Source organism: Nocardioides sp. S-1144, from assembly GCF_005954645.2.
Taxonomy (GTDB): Bacteria; Actinomycetota; Actinomycetes; order Propionibacteriales; family Nocardioidaceae; genus Nocardioides; species Nocardioides dongxiaopingii.
Map to the genome: position 1 here is coordinate 1,106,645 of NZ_CP040695.2, position 16,020 is coordinate 1,122,664.

The 16,020-nt window shown below is 74.0% G+C and carries 14 protein-coding genes; 8 read left to right on the forward strand and 6 right to left on the reverse strand.

The window, feature by feature from the left end:
* From obgE to FE634_RS05340, 5 genes are all read left to right on the forward strand, one after another.
* The gene (obgE, locus tag FE634_RS05320) at positions 1 to 1,542 is read left to right on the forward strand and encodes a GTPase ObgE (RefSeq protein ID WP_137295108.1); all 1,542 of its coding nucleotides are present in this window, start codon (positions 1 to 3) and stop codon (positions 1,540 to 1,542) included.
* Positions 1,529 to 2,653 (forward strand): glutamate 5-kinase, encoded by a 1,125-nt coding sequence (gene proB, locus FE634_RS05325; RefSeq protein WP_138875292.1) that lies wholly within the window; start codon positions 1,529 to 1,531, stop codon positions 2,651 to 2,653. Before obgE ends, proB begins: the two co-directional genes overlap by 14 nt.
* Before the next feature lie 100 nt (positions 2,654 to 2,753).
* Entirely contained in the window at positions 2,754 to 3,941 is a 1,188-nt protein-coding gene (locus tag FE634_RS05330) for a cysteine desulfurase family protein (RefSeq protein ID WP_138875293.1), read from the forward strand.
* A gap of 31 nt (positions 3,942 to 3,972) precedes the next feature.
* On the forward strand, positions 3,973 to 5,064 hold the full coding sequence (mnmA, locus tag FE634_RS05335) for a tRNA 2-thiouridine(34) synthase MnmA (protein ID WP_222847721.1): 1,092 nt from the start codon (positions 3,973 to 3,975) through the stop codon (positions 5,062 to 5,064).
* Between the two features lie 7 nt (positions 5,065 to 5,071).
* The gene (locus tag FE634_RS05340) at positions 5,072 to 6,085 is read left to right on the forward strand and encodes a uroporphyrinogen decarboxylase/cobalamine-independent methonine synthase family protein (RefSeq protein ID WP_138875294.1); all 1,014 of its coding nucleotides are present in this window, start codon (positions 5,072 to 5,074) and stop codon (positions 6,083 to 6,085) included.
* 263 nt (positions 6,086 to 6,348) lie between these two features.
* On the opposite strand, the gene FE634_RS05345 is transcribed toward FE634_RS05340, so the two are convergent.
* The 3 genes from FE634_RS05345 to FE634_RS05355 form a co-directional block, all read right to left on the reverse strand.
* The gene (locus FE634_RS05345; RefSeq protein ID WP_137295112.1) at positions 6,349 to 7,962 is read right to left on the reverse strand and encodes an MFS transporter; all 1,614 of its coding nucleotides are present in this window, start codon (positions 7,960 to 7,962) and stop codon (positions 6,349 to 6,351) included.
* A complete protein-coding gene (locus tag FE634_RS05350; protein ID WP_246060899.1) occupies positions 7,959 to 8,612 on the reverse strand; it encodes a TetR/AcrR family transcriptional regulator in 654 nt (217 codons plus the stop codon). The genes FE634_RS05345 and FE634_RS05350 overlap by 4 nt, the downstream gene beginning before the upstream one ends.
* 88 nt (positions 8,613 to 8,700) lie before the next feature.
* A complete protein-coding gene (locus FE634_RS05355) occupies positions 8,701 to 9,405 on the reverse strand; it encodes an alpha/beta hydrolase (RefSeq protein ID WP_222847675.1) in 705 nt (234 codons plus the stop codon).
* 74 nt (positions 9,406 to 9,479) lie between these two features.
* Here FE634_RS05355 and ligA point away from each other — a divergent pair, with 74 nt between their 5' ends.
* A complete protein-coding gene (gene ligA, locus FE634_RS05360) occupies positions 9,480 to 11,627 on the forward strand; it encodes an NAD-dependent DNA ligase LigA (protein WP_138875296.1) in 2,148 nt (715 codons plus the stop codon).
* Between the two features lie 119 nt (positions 11,628 to 11,746).
* On the opposite strand, the gene FE634_RS05365 is transcribed toward ligA, so the two are convergent.
* A complete protein-coding gene (locus FE634_RS05365; protein WP_138875297.1) occupies positions 11,747 to 12,916 on the reverse strand; it encodes a hypothetical protein in 1,170 nt (389 codons plus the stop codon).
* On the reverse strand, positions 12,913 to 13,431 hold the full coding sequence (locus tag FE634_RS05370; protein ID WP_138875298.1) for a SigE family RNA polymerase sigma factor: 519 nt from the start codon (positions 13,429 to 13,431) through the stop codon (positions 12,913 to 12,915). The genes FE634_RS05365 and FE634_RS05370 overlap by 4 nt, the downstream gene beginning before the upstream one ends.
* Positions 13,432 to 13,518: 87 nt before the next feature.
* Between FE634_RS05370 and FE634_RS05375 the strand changes: the two genes are divergently transcribed.
* Positions 13,519 to 14,037 (forward strand): MarR family winged helix-turn-helix transcriptional regulator, encoded by a 519-nt coding sequence (locus tag FE634_RS05375; protein WP_138875299.1) that lies wholly within the window; start codon positions 13,519 to 13,521, stop codon positions 14,035 to 14,037.
* A 2-nt stretch (positions 14,038 to 14,039) separates the two neighbouring features.
* On the opposite strand, the gene FE634_RS05380 is transcribed toward FE634_RS05375, so the two are convergent.
* The gene (locus FE634_RS05380; protein WP_138875300.1) at positions 14,040 to 15,197 is read right to left on the reverse strand and encodes an acyl-CoA dehydrogenase family protein; all 1,158 of its coding nucleotides are present in this window, start codon (positions 15,195 to 15,197) and stop codon (positions 14,040 to 14,042) included.
* A 70-nt stretch (positions 15,198 to 15,267) separates the two neighbouring features.
* On the opposite strand from FE634_RS05380, the gene FE634_RS05385 reads away from it, so the two are divergent.
* A complete protein-coding gene (locus tag FE634_RS05385) occupies positions 15,268 to 16,008 on the forward strand; it encodes a TetR/AcrR family transcriptional regulator (protein ID WP_138875301.1) in 741 nt (246 codons plus the stop codon).
* The last annotated feature ends 12 nt before the right edge of the window (positions 16,009 to 16,020 follow it).

Sequence of the window (16,020 nt, forward strand, 5' to 3'; positions counted from 1 at the left end):
ATGGCCGTCCCCACCTTCGTCGATCGCGTCACGCTGCACGTCACGGCCGGGCGCGGCGGTCACGGCGTCGCCTCCGTCCACCGCGAGAAGTTCAAGCCCCTCGGCGGTCCCGACGGCGGCAACGGTGGCCCCGGCGGCTCGATCATCCTGCGCGTCGACCCCGACGTCACCACGCTGGTCGACTACCACCACAGCCCGCACCGCAAGGCCGAGCACGGCGGCCAGGGCGCCGGCTCGCACCGCAACGGCGCGCACGGCGCCGACATGGTGCTCTCGGTCCCCGACGGCACCGTGGTCAGCATCAGGAGCACCGGCGAGGTCGTCGCCGACCTGGTCGGTCCGGGCACCGAGCTCGTGGTCGCCCAGGGCGGCCGCGGCGGCCTCGGCAACGCCGCGCTGGCCAGCGCCAAGCGCAAGGCCCCCGGCTTCGCGCTGCTCGGCGAGCCCGGCGACGAGGTCGAGGTCGTCCTCGAGCTCAAGGTCGTCGCCGACATCGGCCTGGTCGGCTTCCCCAGCGCCGGCAAGTCGAGCCTGATCGCCTCGATCTCGCGCGCGCGGCCCAAGATCGCCGACTACCCGTTCACGACCCTGGTGCCCAACCTCGGCGTCGTCACCGGCGGCGAGACCACCTTCACCGTCGCCGACGTCCCCGGCCTCATCGAGGGCGCCAGCGACGGGCGCGGCCTGGGCCACGACTTCCTGCGCCACGTCGAGCGGTGCGCGGCCATCGTGCACGTCCTCGACACCGCCACCTTCGAGCCCGGCCGCAACCCCGCCGACGACCTCGACATCATCGAGAACGAGCTCGCGCGCTACGGCGGCCTCGAGGACCGCCCGCGGCTGGTCGCGCTGAACAAGATCGACGTGCCGGACGGCCGCGACCTCTCCGACATCGTGATCGACGACCTCCGCGAGCGCGGGCTGCGGGTCTTCCCGGTCTCCGCCGCGTCGGGGGAGGGCACCCGCGAGCTCGTCTTCGCGATGGCCGAGATCGTGCTGGCCGCGCGCGAGGAGAAGGCCGTCGAGGTCGCCGAGCGGATCATCCTGCGCCCCCCGAGCATCGACGGCGCCGACTTCACCGTCACCGAGACCGACGACGGCTGGCGGGTGCGCGGCACCAAGCCCGAGCGCTGGGTGCGCCAGACCGACTTCAGCAACGACGAGGCCGTCGGCTTCCTCGCCGACCGGCTCAACCGGCTCGGCGTCGAGAAGAAGCTCATCGAGGTCGGCGCGGTGGAGGGCGACACCGTCCTCATCGGGCACCCCGACGACTCCGTCGTCTTCGACTTCCGCCCGCACCTCGACGCCGGCGCGGAGAACCTCGCCCGCCGCGGCGAGGACGACCGGCTCAAGGAGGAGCGGCCCGCCCACGGTCGTCGCAAGGCGATCCAGGAGGCGCTGCCCGACCGCGGGGAGAACGAGACCCGCGCCGACGTGGCCCGCCGCATCGACAAGCCGGAGGTCTACGGCCCGTCGTCCTACGAGATCGGTTCGGCCGAGGACCCCGACTGGGCCGAGAGCGATCCCGGTGACCAGGTCTGAGACCCGGCCCGAGGTCGCGGCCGCCCGGCGCGTCGTCGTCAAGGTCGGCTCCTCCTCGCTGACCACCGCCCACGGCGGGATCGACCCGGAGCGCCTGCGCGCGCTCGTCGACGTCCTGGCCGCAGCCCGGGCACGCGGCGTCGAGGTGGTGCTGGTCTCCTCCGGCGCGATCGCGGCCGGCCTCGCCCCGCTGGGGATGAGGCGCCGACCGGCCGGCCTCGCCGCCCAGCAGGCCGCCGCGTCGGTCGGGCAGGGCCTGCTGGTGCACCGCTACACCGACGAGCTCGCCCGGCACGAGCTGGTCGCCGGCCAGGTGCTGCTCACCGCCGACGACGTCACCCGCCGCAGCCACTACCGCAACGCCCACCAGACCTTCGCCAAGCTCCTCGAGCTCGGCGTGCTGCCGATCGTGAACGAGAACGACACCGTCGCCACGACCGAGATCCGCTTCGGTGACAACGACCGGCTCGCGGCCCTGGTCGCCCACCTCGTGCACGCCGACCTGCTCGTGCTGCTCTCCGACGTCGACGGCCTCTACGACGGCAACCCGGCCGAGCCCGGCACCACCCTGCTCGAGGTGGTCGCGGGCGACGCCGACCTCGACGGCGTCCGGATCGGGCGGACCGGTGCGGCCGGCCTCGGCACCGGCGGCATGCAGACCAAGGTCGAGGCGGCCCGCATCGCGACCGGGGCCGGCATCCCCGTCGTCCTGACCTCCGCGCCGCTCGCCGGAGCCGCGCTGGCCGGGGAGAACGTCGGCACGCTGTTCCGGCCTACCGGTCGGCGTCAGCCCACCCGGCTGCTCTGGCTGGCCCACGCCACCGAGGCCCACGGCACCCTCCAGCTGGACGCCGGTGCGGTGCGCGCCGTCGTCGACCGGCGGGCCTCGCTGCTGCCCGCCGGCATCACCGGCGTCACCGGCACCTTCGTCGCCGGCGACCCGGTCGACCTCACCGACCCCGACGGCGTCGCGGTGGCCCGCGGCCTGGTCAACTTCGACGCCGACGAGGTGCCGGCCCTGCTCGGCCGCTCGACCCACGACCTGAAGCGCGAGCTCGGCGCGGGCTACGAGCGCGAGGTCGTGCACCGCGACGACCTCGTCCTGCTCTGAGGGTCAGGACCACCGCACGGGGTGCTGCGCGGGCGTGGCGAGGAGCACATGCTGGTCACCGGTGGCTCGCGGAGACCCGAGCCGTAGTCTGGAGGATGCGATGAACACGCCCGTCCACTACCTCGACCACGCCGCGACCACGCCCATGGTGCCCGCGGCGCTCGAGGCGATGACGGCGCACCTCGCGAACGCCGGCAACCCGAGCTCCCTGCACGCCTCCGGGCGGCAGGCGCGGCGGGTGGTCGAGGAGTCCCGCGAGACGATCGCGCAGGCGCTGGACTGCCGGCCCGGCGAGGTCGTCTTCACCTCCGGAGGCACCGAGTCCAACAACCTGGCCCTCAAGGGCCTGTTCTGGTCGCGTCGGGCCGGCGACCCCGGCCGCCGCCGGATCCTCACCACCGCGATCGAGCACCACGCCGTGCTGGACCCCCTCGACTGGCTCGCCGCGAGCGAGGGCGCCGAGGTCGAGCTGCTGCCGGTCGACCGCTCCGGCCGGCTCGACGTCGAGGCGTTCCGCGCCACGCTCGAGCGCGACCCCGCCTCGGTGGCGCTGGTCTCGGTCATGTGGGCCAACAACGAGGTCGGCACCCTGCAGCCGATCGACGAGGTCGTCGCCCTGGCCGGCCCGCACGGGATCCCCGTCCACACCGACGCCGTGCAGGCCCTCGGGTCGGTGCCGCTCGACTTCGCCGCCTCGGGCGTCGACGCGATGACGATCACCGGCCACAAGGTCGGCGGCCCCTTCGGCGCCGGCGCGCTGGTGGTGCGCCGCGAGCTCGACCTGGTTGCGCTCGCGCACGGCGGCGGCCAGGAGCGCGACATCCGCAGCGGCACCATCGACACCCCGGCGATCGCCGGGCTGGCCGCGGCCGTCGAGCTCGCCGTCAAGCACCAGGACGAGCACGCCGCCCACGTGGGCGCGCTGCGCGACGAGCTGGTCCGCCGGGTCGTGGAGGTCGTCCCCGACGCGCACCTGCACGGCGCCCCGCTCGAGCCCCGCAGCCTCCGGCTGCCGGGCAACGCCCATCTCGGCTTCCCCGGCTGCGAGGGCGACTCGCTGCTGATGCTGCTCGACGCCCGCGGCATCGAGTGCTCCACCGGGTCGGCCTGCTCGGCCGGCGTCGCGCAGCCCTCCCACGTGCTGCTCGCCATGGGCTGCACCGACGACGCCGCGCGGCACTCGCTGCGCTTCTCCTTCGGCCACACCTCCACCGAGGCCGACGTCGACGCCGTCGTCGAGGCCATCGGACCGGTCGTGGAGCGCGCCCGCGCCGCGCGGAGGGTCTGACGTGCAGGAGTCGCCCCACGAGCAGGCGCCGCTGCGGGTGGTGGCCGCCATGTCCGGCGGGGTCGACTCCGCGGTCGCGGCGGCGCGGGCCGTCGAGGCCGGCCACGACGTCACCGGCATCCACCTGGCCCTCGCGCGCAACCCGAAGTCCTACCGCACCGGTGCGCGCGGGTGCTGCACCATCGAGGACGCCAACGACGCCCGCCGGGCCGCCGACGTGATCGGCATCCCCTTCTACGTCTGGGACCTCTCCGAGCGGTTCCACGAGGACGTCGTCGAGGACTTCATGGACGAGTACGCCGCCGGCCGCACACCCAACCCGTGCCTGCGGTGCAACGAGAAGATCAAGTTCGCCGCGGTCCTCGAGCGCGCGCTCGCGCTCGGCTACGACGCCGTCGCGACGGGCCACTACGCCCAGCTGCGGCCGGGTCCGGACGGCAGCGGCGGCGCCGTCGAGATGCACCGCGCGGTCGACCACGGCAAGGACCAGTCCTACGTGCTCGGCGTCCTCGACCAGCACCAGCTGGCCCACTCGCTGTTCCCGCTCGGCGACTCGACCAAGACCGAGGTGCGGGCCGAGGCGGCGACGCGCGGGCTGCTGGTCGCCGACAAGCCCGACAGCCACGACATCTGCTTCGTCGCCGACGGCGACAACGCCGGGTGGCTGCGCGACAAGCTCGGCGACCGGGCGCCGAACCACGGCGGCCCGATCCTCGACGACGCCACCGGCGAGGAGCTCGGCCGCCACGACGGCACCTACGGCTTCACCATCGGCCAGCGCAAGGGGCTGCGGATCGGCCGGCCGGCGCCCGACGGGAAGTCGCGCTTCGTGCTCGACATCGAGCCCGTCTCCGGCACCGTGACCGTCGGACCCCACGAGCGGCTGGCGGTGCGCCGGCTGACCGCGATCAAGCCCCGCTGGTGCGGCACCGTCCCGTCCCGGGTCGACGGCACCGTCCAGCTGCGCGCCCACGGCGCCGAGCTGCCGGCGACCGTGGTCGTCGCCGACGACGTCCGGATCGAGCTGCACGAGCCGGCCTACGGGATCGCGCCCGGCCAGGCCGCCGTCGTCTACGACGGCACCCGCGTGGTCGGCTCCGCGACGATCGCGGCGACGGCGTGAGGCGCTGATGGCGGCGGCCAGCGGCGTCGGCTCGATGCCGGGGGAGTCGTTCGACGAGGCTCAGCGCGCGGTCCTCGGCGTCCTCGGCGAGGCCGCCGGCGGCGTCCCGCACCTCGTGGAGGTCCCCGGTCGCGGCATCACCGCCGGCATGCTCGGGCGAGCCCTCGGCCTGGTCAGCGACCTCGGCATCGACCTCCAGCCCGCCGGGTGGCGCCTGCTCGGCGACTCCGGCTCCTCCGGCGTCGACCACCGCCGCGCCCGCAGCCTGCTCGCCCAGGACCTCGACGGCCTCGAGGAGCTCGCCCAGGGCTACGCCGGCGCGTTCAAGCTGCAGGTCGCCGGGCCGTGGACGCTGGCCGCGACGGTCGAGAAGCCGCGCGGCGACAAGGTGCTCAGCGACGTCGGCGCGCGCCGCGACCTCGCCCAGGCGCTCGCCGAGGGCGTCCGCACCCACGTGCGCGACGTGCGCCGGCGGTTGACGGGGGCCGACCGGCTCGTCGTCCAGGTCGACGAGCCGTCGCTGGCGGCCGTGATGGCCGGGCAGATCTCCACGGCGTCCGGCTTCGGGCGGCACCGCACGGTGCACCCGCCCGAGGCCTCCGAGGCGCTGGGCTGGGTGCTGGCGGCGATCGCCGCGGAGGGCGCGGAGCCGTGGGTGCACTCGTGCGCGCCGGGCACCCCCCTCGACCTCGTCCGCGGCGCGGGGGCGCGCGGCCTCGCCGTCGACCTCGCCACCGTCGACGCGGCCGGCCACGACGTCCTGGCCACCGCGCTCGAGGCCGGCGAGACCGTCGCGCTCGGCATCGTCGCCGCGACCGACCCCGGCGCGGACGACGGGGTCACCGACACCGCGCTCGTCGAGCAGGTGCTCCGCTGGCTCGACATGCTCGGCCTCGACCCCGAGGTCGTCGGCGCGCAGGTCGTCGTCACGCCGTCCTGCGGGATGGCCGGCGCCTCCGGCGCCTGGGCCCGCCGGGCCCTCTCCCTCGCCGCCGCCACCGCCGGGCACCTGCCCGGCTGAGTCGGGCCGGGGGCGGGATTTCCCCGGTCGACCGGGGATACCTGAACTTGGGGGCCGGGATCCCGGCCCCCAAGTTCAGGTATCGGCCCCCCAGTGGGCCGCGCCGGCCGGTGGGCGGGCCTGCGGCGGCCGGTGCGCCCGCGCCGGTAATGCGCCCGCGCCGCCCAGCGCGCCCGTGCCGGACGACGGCGCACGGCCCGCAATGAGACCGGCCCCGCAGCGACGTGGTGTCGGTGCGGGGCCGGTGGTGGAGCGGGTGGTGATCAGCCGACGTGGATGCCCTCGGGGCCGTCGGTGGCGAGCTCCTCGTGCTTGACGTTGAGGAACGTCCAGATGGCGGCCGAGCCGATCGCGATCAGGATCGCGCCGACCAGGAAGGCGGCCGTGGCGCCCTCGGTGAAGGAGCCGATGAAGGCCAGCTGGCCGGCGTCGGCGGGCGGGAGGCCCTGGGCCGTCAGGTCGCGGGCCAGGTCGGTCTTGGTGCCGTCGGCGAAGTGCAGCGACACGGTGGCCAGGATCGCGAGGCCGAGGGCGCCGCCGACCTGCTGCATCGTGTTGAGCACGCCGGAGCCGATGCCGGAGTCCTCGGAGCGGAGGTGGTGGACCGCGGTGAGGGTGAGCGGCACGAAGACCGCGCCCATGCCGACCGACATCAGGACGATGAACGGGAAGATCGACGTCCAGTAGTTCACGTCGGCGCCGAGGAAGACGTCGCCGCCACCCTGCGCGACGGCGAGCAGGTCGCCGGTGCCGGTCGGGACCTCGAGCCGGGAGAAGCCGTAGAGCGCGGCGGCGGCCATCAGCGTGCCGACGCCGGCGATGAAGCGCGGGTCCATCCGGTTGACGAGGTTGGAGGAGACGCCGGCGCCGATCACGATGCCGACCGAGAACGGCAGGAACGCGAACCCGGTGTGCAGCGGGCTGTAGCCCACGACCAGCTGGATGAAGAGGCTCAGGAAGTAGAACATCGCGAACATCGCGGCCGGGACGATCATCATCACCAGGAAGCTGGTGGCGCGGGTGCGGTTGGCGAAGACGCGGACCGGGAGGAGCGGGTGCTTCACGCGGGACTCGATGACGGCGAACGCGACGAGCAGCACGACGCCGGCGACCAGCGAGGCGATCGTCCAGGTGTCACCCCAGCCGTGCGCCTCCTCGCCGGCCCGGCTGAACCCGTAGACCAGGCCGAGCAGGCCGAGGGTGCCGGTGATGGCGCCGGGGACGTCGAGCTCACCGGGGTGCGACTCGGACTCGTGCAGGAAGCGCGGCGCCAGCGAGGCGGCGACCAGGCCGATCGGGACGTTGATGAGGAAGGTCAGGCGCCAGCCCTCGAGGCCGATGACCGGGTCGAGGCCGGTGAGCCAGCCACCGAGGATGAGGCCGACGGCGGCACCCGCGCCGGACATGGCGGCGTAGACCGCGAAGGCGCGGTTGCGGGCCGGACCGGCCGGGAACGTCGTGGTGATCAGCGCCAGCGCGGCGGGGGAGGCGAGCGCGGCGCCGAGGCCCTGGAGCCCGCGCGAGCCGAGCAGCATGGCCTCGTTCTGCGCGAAGCCACCGATGAGCGAGGCGATCGCGAAGACCGCGAGTCCGATCATGAACACGCGGCGGCGGCCGTAGAGGTCGCCCAGTCGGCCACCGAGCAGCAGCAGTCCACCGAAGGCGAGCGCGTAGCCGGTGACGATCCACGTGAGGTTGGCGTCGTTGATCTTGAGGTCCTCGCCGATGAACGGCAGGGCGATGTTGGCGATGGAGGCGTCGAGCACCACCATCAGCTGGGCGATCGAGATCAGGACGAGCGCCCACCCGAGGTGGAGCTCCTTCTTCTCTCGCGCCGGCTCGGGAGCCACGGGCTCCGTCAGGGTCTGGTCGGTCATCGGTCTTCCTTCGTCTCGGGTGAGGAGGTGGTGCTGGTGTCGTGGGGCCGGCCGGCGACAGCGACGGCAGGCAGGATGATCTGGTCGATGACCCGCTCGATGGCGGAGGCGTCGATGGCCTCGCCCATCAGGAACTGCCGGTGCAGCAGCAGTCCCGGCAGGGCGGGGACGATGAGGTCGAGGTCGACGTCGTCGCGGATCTCGCCCCGGTCGCGGGCGCGGACGAAGACCTCGTGGTTCATGGCCGCCTTGGGGCCGATGAACTGCTCCCGGAAGGCCTGGGCGAAGTCCTGGTCGCGGCCGATGGCGGTGAGGACGCTGGCGAGGATGGCGATCTGCCGCTCGTCGGTGAGCCCGCCCATGCCGCAGAACATCGAGAGCAGGTCGCCGCGCAGCGTGCCGGTGTCGGGCATCGCGTGCGGCTCCTTCATGGAGCAGAGGGAGTCGATGACCAGGGCCGACTTGCTGCTCCAGCGGCGGTAGAGCGTGGCCTTCGAGGCGCGGGCGCCCGCGGCGACCGCGTCCATGGTGAGCCGGTCGTAGCCGACGTCGGCGAGGACGGCGAGCGTCGCCTCGTGGATCTCCTGCTCGCGGTCGCCCTCGACGCGGGGTCGGGCCACGACCTCGGTGCTCGGGTCGGTCGGTGTCACGTGTGTCCTCGGTCACTCGATGGAACGGTACGGTTTCGTACTGCCCAAGAGAGTACGGATCCGTTCCATTCCCGGCAACCCAGATAAATCATGAGAAACTTTTCCGAGCTGCCCTCCCGCGACGGCCGAGGACGACCGGGGGACAGGACCGGGGAGACGGCCGGGCGGGGTCAGGCAGCAGGCGCAGGCACTCCGAGGCCGCGACGTCGTTCCAGGCCGCGACCCGGCGGAACAGGTAGTGCCCGACCCGTCCCATGTCGTGGAAGCGGACCTCGCCGGCCGTCGGCTCGGCGCGGGCCAGGAAGCGTCGCGTCATCCGGGCCGAGGTGATCTTGTCGCTGCGCCCGTGGGCGGCGACCACGGGCTTGCCGAGCAGCGCGTCGACCGGGTCGTCGGGCTGCCACCACGGGGCGAGCGCGACGACGCCGACCACCGAGGCGTCGTCGGCGACGTGCGCGGCGGTGCGGCCGCCCATCGAGTGGCCGAGCAGGACGACGGGCAGGTCGCCGTGCGTGCGGCGCACCTCGTCGAGCGCCCACCGGGCGTCGGCGACGGGCGCGCCGCCGTTCCAGCCGCGCACGCGGTAGCGCAGCAGCCAGGTGGCGACGCCGGCGTCGTGCAGGGTCGGGGTGATCGCGCGCTGCAGTGCCGCCATCCGGCGCCACGACGCACTGCGCGCGTCGACCGGGGCGCGGCTGGACTGCTTGCCGCCGTGCAGCAGGAGCACGAGCGCCCGCGGTGCCGCGGGCTCGAGCCGCGTGAGGGCGTGCGGCAGCGCGGTCCCGGTCGTCACGACAGGGATTCGGAGCAGCACGCCGGGCCGGATGGGTGGCGTGGGTTGTCGGTGGGGCGCGGCAAGATGGTGCCGTGCCCGAGGAGACGAAGCCAGACGAGCCGGGTGACCCGACGCCGGTCACCGACGCCGCCCGCGACGAGCACCGCGTGCTGGCCGAGGAGATCGACGACGCCCGGTACCGCTACTACATGCTCGACGCGCCGACCCTCGACGACGCCGACTTCGACCGTCGGATGCGCCGGCTCGAGGCGATCGAGGAGGAGTTCCCCGAGCTCCGCACGCCCGACTCGCCGACCCAGAAGGTCGGGGGAGCGGTCTCGACCGACTTCGACAAGGTCGACCACCTGCAGCGCATGGAGAGCCTCGACAACGCCTTCTCCTACGACGAGCTCGCCTCCTGGCACGCCCGGCTGGCCCGCGACGGCGTCGAGTCGGCCGACCTGCTGTGCGAGCTCAAGGTCGACGGGCTGGCCATCAACCTCCTCTACGAGCACGGCCGGCTCGTCCGGGCCCTGACGCGCGGCGACGGCCGCACGGGCGAGGACGTCACCCACAACGTCAAGACCATCGACAGCGTCCCGCACCGGCTGGAGGGCTCGCAGGAGTACCCGGTCCCTGAGCTCCTCGAGGTGCGCGGTGAGGTGTTCATGCCGGTGGCGGCCTTCGAGCGCCTCAACGAGGCGATGACCGAGGCCGGCAAGCCGCCGTTCGCCAACCCCCGCAACGCCGCCGCCGGCTCGCTGCGCCAGAAGGACCCGCGCGTCACCGCCACCCGCGCCCTCGGCATGGTCTGCCACGGCATCGGCAGCCGCCGCGGCTTCGAGCCGCGGGCCCAGTCCCAGTCCTACGAGGCGCTCGCCGCCTGGGGCCTGCCGACCTCCGACCAGGTCCGGGTCGTGCCGGCGCTCGCCGACGTCGAGGCCTACGTCGAGCACGCCGGCGCCCACCGCCACACGATCGTGCCCTACGAGATCGACGGCGTCGTGGTCAAGGTCGACGACGTCTCCCTGCAGCGCCGGCTCGGCTCGACCAGCCGGGCCCCGCGCTGGGCGATCGCCTTCAAGTACCCGCCGGAGGAGGTCAACGCCAGGCTCCTCGAGATCCGGGTCAACGTCGGCCGCACCGGCCGCGTCACCCCGTACGGCGTCATGGAGCCGACCCGGGTCGCCGGCTCCACCGTCGAGAACGCCACCCTCCACAACGCCCACGAGGTCAAGCGCAAGGACGTCCGACCCGGCGACACCGTGGTGCTGCGCAAGGCCGGCGACGTCATCCCCGAGATCGTCGGGCCGGTGCTGCCGCTGCGCCCGAAGGGACTGCGGCCCTGGCGGATGCCGACGCGGTGCCCGGCCTGTCGCACGCCGCTGGCGCAGCAGAAGGAGGGCGACAAGGACCTGCGCTGCCCCAACCACGAGCGCTGCCCCGCCCAGGTCCGCGAGCGCGTCTTCCACGTCGCCGGCCGCGGCGCCTTCGACATCGAGGGGCTCGGCTACGAGGCCGCGGTCGCGCTGCTCGACGCGGGCGCGATCGGCAACGAGGGCGACGTCTTCGACCTCGACGCCGACCGGCTGCTCCGGGCGCCGCTGTTCACCCGGGCACCGCGGAAGGGCGAGGAGGGCCCGCAGCTCTCCGCCAACGGGCAGCGGCTGCTCGACAACCTCGGCAGGGCGACCGGCGCCCCGCTCTGGCGCGCCCTGGTCGGCCTCTCCATCCGCCACGTCGGCCCCACGGCGGCGCGCGCGCTGGCCCAGGAGCTCGGCTCCTGGGAGGCGATCCTCGAGGCGTCCGAGGAGCAGCTCGCCGGCGCGGAGGGGGTCGGCCCGACCATCGCCGCCGCCGTCGTCGAGTGGCGCGAGGTGCCCTGGCACCTCGAGATCGTGCAGAAGTGGGCCCGGCACCTCGCGCTCGCCGACGAGCGTGACGAGTCGGTGCCCCGCACCCTGGAGGGGCTCACGGTCGTGGTCACGGGCTCGCTCGTCGACTTCAGCCGCGACTCCGCCAAGGAGGCGATCCTGGTCCGTGGCGGCAAGGCGTCCGGGTCGGTGTCGAGGAAGACCGACTACGTCGTCGTCGGCGACAACGCCGGCTCCAAGGCCGAGAAGGCCGAGCAGCTCGGCGTCCCCGTGCTCGACGAGGACGGGTTCAAGGCGCTGCTCGCCGACGGCCCGCCTCCGGCCGAGGAGTCCACCGACCTGCCGGGCGACACCGCCGGCGGGTGAGGCTCAGCGTGCCCGGTAGGTGAGGCGGTCGGCCGCGTCGGCGCCCGAGCGGACCTCGACGCTGGGGACGCCGAGCACCGCAGCCGGTTGTCGTGGACGCAGTCCCGGCCGGTGCCGGCTCAGCTCCAGCCGGTGCTGCCCCCGAGGGCGAGGTCGTCGTCGTGGTTCTCGGTGCGCTCCGTCGTGCACTCCGAGCTGCCGTCGGCGAACTCGTGGCAGACCTCCTCCCCGACCTCGTCGGGGTACTGGTTCGGGAGGACCTCGAGGTCGAGCCGGGTGGTCGTGCACGGTCCCGACCCGCAGACGACCAGGTCGCCGAGGTCCGACACGGTGAACGGTCGCCCGTCGGCGGTCCAGCCCCAGCTGCCGGGACTCCCCGGCAGCGTGGTCGACGTCCCGGTCGCGAGGTCGTAGAGCTCGAACCGGCGCTGCGACCGCACCTGGTCGACGTACCGGGCGAACCGGCCACCGGGGGAGAGCTGGAAGTAGCCGGCCGAGTCCTGGGTGACGTCGCGCGCGACGATCTCCTCGCCGGTCGCGACGTCGATGACGGCGATGTGGCCGCCGTAGCCCAGGTTGCTCCGGCCCCCGGCGACCTCGTCGACGACCTCGAGGTCGGGGGCGACGGTCACCTCCTCGGTCCGGAGGTCCACGTCGAGGACGCCGGCGTCGCCGCCGCCGACGTAGACGTGGTCGCCGTCGAGGCGGGCGGGGGCGAAGCCGCCCGGGTGGTCCGGGAGCGGGACCTCGGCGACGCGTTCGTCGGTTCGCACGTCCTGGACCACGAGGGTCACCACGCCGTCGTCCTCGGTCGTCCACGCGAGCAGCGACGAGCCGGGGTCCGACGTGGCGCTCGGGGGCACGTCGAGGTCGATCACGGTGCCGTCGGCCGCCACCAGGTGCGTGCCGAGCGGTTCCTGGTCGGCGTCGTAGGCCTGCACGACGACGCCGACCGAGGTGTAGCTGAGGTTGCCGACGCGCGGGGCGGCGAGCGTCACGCTCACCGCGCCGTCGCGCAGGTGGACGGTGCTGCCGACGGCGAAGGCGGCGCCGAGGTCGGCCGTGGGCAGGCCGGCCGGCTCGACGGCGTCCCGGTCCGACGAGCCGGGGTCGAGCAGCGCGTAGCCGCCCCCGAGGGCGACGACGGCGGCCAGGGCGGCCGCGCCCGTCGTGGCCCGGCGGCGCCCGCGCCGCCGCCGTCCGTCGGCGAGGATGCCCGACGCCGGTGCCCGCGGGACGTCGAGGCCGCCGGCCTCGCGGGCCAGGAGGTCGTGCAGGTGGTCGCTCATCGGGAGGCTCCGTTGGTCTGGGGGAGGACGTCGTCGCCGAGCAGCGCGCGCAGCTTGGTCAGGGCGTCGGAGGTCTGGCTCTTGACGGTGCCCTCGGAGATCGCGAGGGCGGAGGCGGTCTCGGCGACGCTGAGGTCGTCGTAGTACCGCAGGACGACGACGGCTCGCTGCCGCGGCGGCAGCTGGGCCAGCGCGGCGAGCAGGGCCGGCCGGTCGCTGGGGTCCGAGCCGACCGTGCCGGGGTCGGGCAGCGTCTCGGTCGGTCGCTCGTTGCGCCACGACCGGCGCCGGAACCACGAGGTCGCGGTGTTGACCAAGGTGGTGCGCGCGTAGGCCGGCGCCGCCTCCAGCGAGCGCACCCTGCCCCACGACGCGTAGGTCTTGGCCAGCGCGCTCTGCACCAGGTCCTCGGCCTCGGCGCGGTCGCCGAGCAGGAGGTAGGCGGTGCGGTACAGCGACGGCCAGGCCGCGTGCACCAGCTCGGTGAAGTCCTCGTCCGAGGGTGGTCGGGTCATCTGCGAGCTCCTGCGGGCGGGTGGTGGGTCACCCTGACAGATGCGGCCGCGCACCGATCGGTTGGTCGGTCAGTAGCATTCACGCCGATGACCATCCGCCGGAGCAGCCCCACCGGGCGCGACCCGATCGCCGAGGCCCGGCGTCAGTGGTTCGCGCACGGCTGGGACGACGCCGCCGACGGGATGGCCGCCGTGACCTCGGTGATGCGGGCGCAACAGCTGATGCTCACCCAGATCGACGCCTCGCTGCGTCCCTTCGGGCTCACCTTCGCCCGCTTCGAGCTGCTGCGCCTGCTGAGCTTCGCCTCCGAGCAGCGGATGACGATGCTGCGCGCCGGCCACCGGCTCCAGGTGCACCCGACGTCGCTGACCAGCCTGGCCCGCCGGCTGCGCGACGACGGCCTCGTCGACCGGGTCTCCAACCCCGACGACGGCCGCTCGGCGATCCTGGAGCTGACGCCGGCGGGGCTGGCGCTGGTCGAGCAGGCCACCGAGGCGCTCAACGCCGAGGTCTTCGAGGACGTCGGGCTCTCCGGCGACGACATCGCGACCCTGGTCGACGTGCTGGGCCGCTTCCGCGCCGGCCGGGGCGACTTCGCGGGCTGACGTCAGCCGAGGAGCTTGCGGGCCACGACCACGCGCTGGACCTGGTTGGTGCCCTCGTAGATCTGGGTGATCTTGGCGTCGCGCATCATCCGCTCGGCGGGGAAGTCCTGGGTGTAGCCGTAGCCACCGAGCAGCTGGACGGCGTCGACGGTGATGTCCATGGCTGCGTCGGAGGCCAGGCACTTGGCGGCGGCGCCGAAGAAGCCGAGGTCGGGGTCGTCGCGCTCGGACTTGGCCGCCGCGACGTAGACCATCTGGCGCGCCGACTCGAGCTTCATCGCCATGTCGGCGAGCATGAACTGGATGCCCTGGAAGTCGGCGATCCGCTTGCCGAACTGCTGGCGCTCCTTGACGTAGCCGACCGCGAGGTCGAGGGCGCCCTGGGCGATCCCGACGGCCTGGGCGCCGATCGTGACGCGGGTGTGGTCGAGGGTGCGCAGCGCGAGCGGCAGGCCCGTGCCGGGCTCGCCGATCATCCGGTCGGCGGGGATGCGGACGTCGTCGAGGAGCAGCTCGCGGGTGGGGGAGCCCTTGATGCCGAGCTTGCGCTCCTTCTCGCCGAACGTGAACCCCTCGTCGGACTTCTCGACGATGAAGGCGCTGATCCCCTTGCCCCGCGGGGCGTCGGGGTCGGTCACGGCCAGGACGGTGTAGAACTCCGAGACGCCGGCGTTGGTGATCCACGACTTCTGGCCGTTGAGCACGTAGTGGTCGCCGTCGCGGACCGCGCGGGTCCTCATCGAGGCGGTGTCGGAGCCGGCGTCGCGCTCCGAGAGCCCGTAGGAGAAGCCCTCGCCGGCCGCGAGCCGGGGCAGGTAGCGCTGCTTGAGCTCGGGGGAGCCGCCGAGGATGAGCGGCAGCGAGCCGAGCTTGTTGACCGCGGGGATCAGCGACGACGACGCGCAGCCGCGGGCGACCTCCTCGATGACGATGCAGGTGGCCAGCGCGTCGGCGCCGACGCCGTCGTACTCCTCGGGCACGTGCGGGGCGTGGAAGTCGGAGGCGACCAGCGCGTCGTGCGCGGCCTGCGGGTACGACGCGGTCTCGTCGACCTCGGCCGCGTACGGTGCGACCTTGTTCTCGACGAGGTCGCGGACGGCGGCTCGCAGCTCCTCGTGGTCGTCGGAGGTGCGGAAGAGGTCGAACTGCGTGCCGGTCATGTCGGGCCCCTGAAACTCGGTATCGTCCTGATGGAACTCAGTGTCACACAAGGGAGAGGGAGAGCCCAACATGGCTGCGAGCACGCGTGAGCGACTGGCCGACGCGGCGTTCGCGCTGTTCGACGAGCAGGGCTACGACGCCACCACCGTGGAACAGGTCGTGGAGCGGGCGGGGGTGAGCCGCTCGACGTTCTTCCGGGCGTTCGGGAGCAAGGAGGACGTGATCTTCCCGCGCCACGACGACCTGCTGGCCCGGATCGGGGCGCGGCTGGGCACCGGCACGGCGCAGACCTACCTGCACGCGATCCGGGAGGGCGCCGCGCTGGTGCTGGCGCAGTACCTCGCGGAGGGCCACGTCGCGCTCAGCCGCTACCGGTTGACCCGGTCGGTGCCGGCCCTGCGCGACCGCGAGATCGCGAGCACCCTGGGCTACCAGCGGCTCTTCCGGGAGCACGCCCGCCACTGGCTCACCGAGCTCGGCGGCCCGGACGTCGAGCTGCACGCCGAGCTGCTCGCGGCGTCGGTGGTCACGGCGCACAACGTGGTGCTGCGGCGCTGGCTGCGGGGCGAGACGACCGAGCCGTGGCGCGAGTTCGAGGACGCGATGGACACCGTGCTCGTCGGCCCGGGCGGCGGGCCCAGCGGCGGGCCCAGCGGCGGGCCCAGCGGCGGGCCCAGCGGCGGGCCGGGCGGCGGGCCGGCGGCCGCGGGGCCGGCCGGGAGCGCCGTCGTCGTCGTGCGCACCGACCTCCCGGCCGACGAGGTCGCCGCGCGGGTGGCCGCAGCGCTCGAGGGGACGTCGCCCGGTTGACCCGGACGACGC